The organism is Psychrobium sp. 1_MG-2023 (assembly GCF_030689115.1).
Taxonomy (GTDB): domain Bacteria; phylum Pseudomonadota; class Gammaproteobacteria; order Enterobacterales; family Psychrobiaceae; genus Psychrobium.
In genome coordinates this window covers 1-4046 of sequence record NZ_JAUYVJ010000062.1, presented here as the reverse complement: position 1 = coordinate 4046, position 4046 = coordinate 1, and the positions used below count along the sequence as shown (strand labels likewise).

Genomic DNA, 4046 nt, shown 5'->3' with positions numbered 1-4046 from the left:
TTCAATGCTAAGAGATGGAGTGATGTGGGAAGCGCCAAAAGTATGAAATTAACTATTGACGCCATAGTCTCTTGTTATATGCGTGGCCTTAACTTTAGTAGTTTTTCTGGTTTCTTTAAGTAGCGATAAATTGCCATAAAACAAAACGCACCAAAACCTATTACCACCTCTAACCCAATGTCAAAGCTTGAGGTAGAAGCATAAAACACTGAAGATAAAAAACAACCAAAAATAGATGCCAATAACACAGCTTGGCTATGCTTGAGCAACAGTTCATTATTAGGTGTAAGTAACAAAGCAATAGCTCCAAAATTACTACCAATTAAGCCTGATAAATATATCGCCGTTAAAGATGTCATAAATATTCCTATAAATTAAAAGTTAAGAGGAATAAACAATGATACCCATACAAATACGCTTGTCTGCAATAAAGTGATTATTTGCCAAATTAGATTAATCTGAAAAGCATATAACGCCGCATTAAGCGGACAAAAATAGTGGGTTAAAATGTGTAGCGAAGCGAAGCGAAACGTAACCCACTGTTTTTGTTCCGTTTAAATGCCTTGTTATATGCCGGAATCCGGAAATGGTTCATAAACTTCTTGATGTAGTATTTGAGGAAAACGTTGCTCAATTAGACTTATTAAGCGTTCAACTGATGCTAAATAATTGAAAACTAAATTCTCGCCAATACGAGAGTATGCCCATTCATACCAAAAATTTATTTTATCTTCTTTAACGGTACGATTTGGATTTAAATGAATTGAAAGTCTTTCATGCGTTCGTTCAAAATTTAAAAATGCTCTTTTTAAAATAGGATCTCTTAAAGGGAGATCCCCCGGATTATCATTTCTAAAGTGATAGCACATATCACTGACATCAAAAAAATCTAGGTGTATAACTGGATAAGAAGCTGCGCAAGAGTATAAAGTGTGAATGTTTATAAATTCAAATAAGCAACTTAAAACACTAAAGTCATGTAATGACTGAGGTGTCCCATAATATGGGTAGCGACCAGTAATGATTTTATTTTCATGTCGGCTCTTCATTTCTTGAAGAGTATTAACAGTATACTTTTCAAGGTTTGTAGGGTGATCAATTATCTTATGATGATCTCTACAAAGCCATATCAAATTATCATAGCCATTTTTATTACCATTAAAAGGTACATTTGCCCTTGGACCACTAACACCAACTATATGTGCTCTTTCCCCTAAGTTTACTCGCCCATCTGAAAGGATTTTATTGCAATACTCATGTTCATGATTGTAGCTACAGCGTCCACCTGCTTTTGTAATAAGCAATGTTGTATCAGCTAAGCTAATAGTCCTTTTTTTATCATTCGTTTCCATAAAACCTCATAAGAAATGGGAGCTTAATTTAGGCATATAACGCCCCCATAAGCCGTGAGCAGTGCTGGCGCATTTGTTGCGCCTTTTGTCTTTGCAACCAATGTGACAGCGGTTGCGAATCGTGACTTCATGGGCTTGTTATATGCCTTTCAGCCAAACGTTAAGCGTATATGGTTCTATAGAACTCTGAGTGTAAAAGCTTTCGATGAAAGCACCAAGCCCAACTTGGTTAACGTTGCATCTAAACGGAAGCTTTCCATGGCACGCGCTCACGGCAGAGATTCGAATTTGACCAGCCATTTCATCGTACCATGAGTAAAAGGTCATGGGAGCAACCGTGTTCTTTAAGTTGTACAGTTCTGCACATTCGAGTACAAAAGCTTTGATGGAGTCTTTTCCCCAATCTTGAAGCAAACTCTCGTTTGTACCAAAAGTAACCATGTTCGAATTTGCCTCCTCGTTGATATCAGTCGAGTGGACAATTTGGGGCTCTATTTCAAGTTCCCTGAGCCATTGATTTAGAGTGCTATGCATAAGTCCTCTTGGCATATAACGCCAAGCTAAAGTGCGCCGTTTTTTGGCGTCGCCTTTGAGCTTTTTGTTATGAATTAATTGCTCGGTAGGTGACATTTTGACCCCTTCCATTCGAACGCATTTATGATATCTTGGAATATGGAGTGTAACGCTTCCATTGATGGTGGAGATACATCCACTTCACCATAGTGTCCGTCTGCCATGGTATTGCCATATTTAGTTCCATTTAGGCTACTTAAGACAAGCGCGCCACCTTCAGCTTTTATAAAACCATTATCTATAGGTTTCAGCTCGAGCGGCTGCGGGTTTCTTCCTGCCCCAAGACCTCTCGAACGATCTTCCATGTGCTGTGAACTATTTCTGACTCCACGTAAATGAGGAAATGAGTCACCAAACCTCGCATGAAGATCTTCTAGCACAGGGGGAACATTTGATTGCTTTTTTAAGACATTTAGAAATTTATCAAAAGAATCGAGTGCATACAGGAATGCGCGAGCATGCATAAATGCTTGGTTATGCTCAAACTCCCTAGGGAGTTTTCCCGACTGCCACTGCTCTCTTTTAAATCTTATTTCAGTTTCTAACTGAATTTCATCCCAAAACTCGTGATTGTGAGGATTGTCATACTTCGCCTCAACTTCACGTCGAATCTCAGAGCGGCGGTTGGATTCCGCTTCCCACTTTTCTTGTGAATGAGAATTACGATCTCTCTGTATGGAATGTAGAAACATGTTTAGCGCAAGGTTAGCCTCATAAAACTGACTTTCCAAACTACGTAAAATACCTTCGATTTCCCACGACCAATCACGATCTTCATAGTCTAACCATGTACCGGGTTTTATTATTTCAAAGATGTACATAATTTCGTCCTTGATTCATAACGCCTTGCTAAGCGGATAAAAATGGTTGGCTATAATCGCGAAGCGATGGCCCACTGTTTTTATTCCGTTTAAGCAACTTGTTAGGTATATTCATGTTAACAACCCATAAACTGTTGAACTTAATAAAGAAATAATGAGAGCAACCACAACACCCCACCTAATTTTTTCCTGCACTTCGTATCGCTCTTTACCTTGCCCTAGCGCAAAGCACCCAATCGGAAATATAGCTTTCTTGAAGGCATTTACATATTTGTATGCAAAGAAAACTCCAAACACTAATCCTGCCATAATTAAGAGTGCTCGTAGGGCTTCTTCAAAAGACAGTGGATCTTTACTCTCTGATTCTGGAACCATAAGCAAGACAAAGAATGCAATTAGACCAAAAATTGTTAAGCATACCCAATATAAATCTATACGAGTAATTACTGAATACCAAGGTTTTAAACCATCAATTATTTCGGGTATTTGGTCACCGACTTTAGTTACAGTATCGTCATCTCCAGAGGACGCTATAGAAATAGTTCTATAATCATCATTTTCTAACTCCACGCGAGTAATATTTATTCTTTCTTTGCAAATTGCAGTTAGTTCAATTCTTTTAATTTGTCTTTTCTTAGAGTTTTCAAATTGTATTAGAGCTTCACAACTATCAACCTTACGCTCAATCGAGTCACTAAACTCGACTATCGCAGTGACAGATTTATCAAAACTCTCTAGTTTATCCCATATTTTTTTATATCGTTTTCTCTAACGACAAAAGCATGATTATCTTTAACTCTAAATGTAGATTCCAAAATCCCTCCTTAGATACCTAACGCCCGCATAAAATGCGGATAATGCTTGGCTAAAATTAGCGAAAAATGAGCGTCAGCCAAGCGTTTGACGTCATTTTTTATGCTCTTGTTAACTGGATATTTTGACAATCCTATTTGCAACTTTTGTCTTTATATAACTGATAGAGACGCACTGACCATTTGTTAAATAATTATCTACGTGGTCTTTACCGTTAAAATATAAATCAGAATCATGGTTGCTAAATTCAAAATAGATATTTCTTACCATAAAAGATTCTACTTTTGTTCCTTGTTTGGGTACATCTATTTTGTACTCTTGAATACACCCTTCAACAACTGAGTAATCTTTGTTTTCTATTAAATTTTGAAGCTCTAACTGTTTCGTATAATTTAGAGCAAAGCCTATTACTATTCTGGTCTAATAACACTGGACACTTCGATTTAGAATAATACTATTATTAATCGAGGTGAGTATGACAACAAAA

General features: G+C 37.2%; 5 protein-coding genes. All 5 read right to left on the bottom strand.

Going from position 1 to position 4046, the window contains the following annotated elements; all coding sequences use genetic code 11:
* Positions 1–74: 74 nt before the first annotated feature.
* Positions 75–359, bottom strand: a complete 285-nt coding sequence (locus Q8W26_RS17700) for a hypothetical protein (protein ID WP_101214458.1) — start codon at positions 357–359, stop codon at positions 75–77.
* A 207-nt stretch (positions 360–566) separates the two neighbouring features.
* Complete coding sequence (locus tag Q8W26_RS17695; RefSeq protein ID WP_101214457.1) at positions 567–1352, bottom strand: hypothetical protein; 786 nt, start codon at positions 1350–1352, stop codon at positions 567–569.
* Positions 1353–1490: 138 nt separating this feature from the next.
* Positions 1491–1982, bottom strand: coding sequence for a hypothetical protein (locus Q8W26_RS17690; protein ID WP_305473873.1), 492 nt, complete (start codon positions 1980–1982; stop codon positions 1491–1493).
* On the bottom strand, positions 1961–2746 hold the full coding sequence (locus tag Q8W26_RS17685) for a hypothetical protein (protein WP_101214455.1): 786 nt from the start codon (positions 2744–2746) through the stop codon (positions 1961–1963). The genes Q8W26_RS17690 and Q8W26_RS17685 overlap by 22 nt, the downstream gene beginning before the upstream one ends.
* A gap of 111 nt (positions 2747–2857) precedes the next feature.
* Complete coding sequence (locus Q8W26_RS17680) at positions 2858–3316, bottom strand: hypothetical protein (protein ID WP_305473872.1); 459 nt, start codon at positions 3314–3316, stop codon at positions 2858–2860.
* Between the last annotated feature and the right edge of the window lie 730 nt (positions 3317–4046).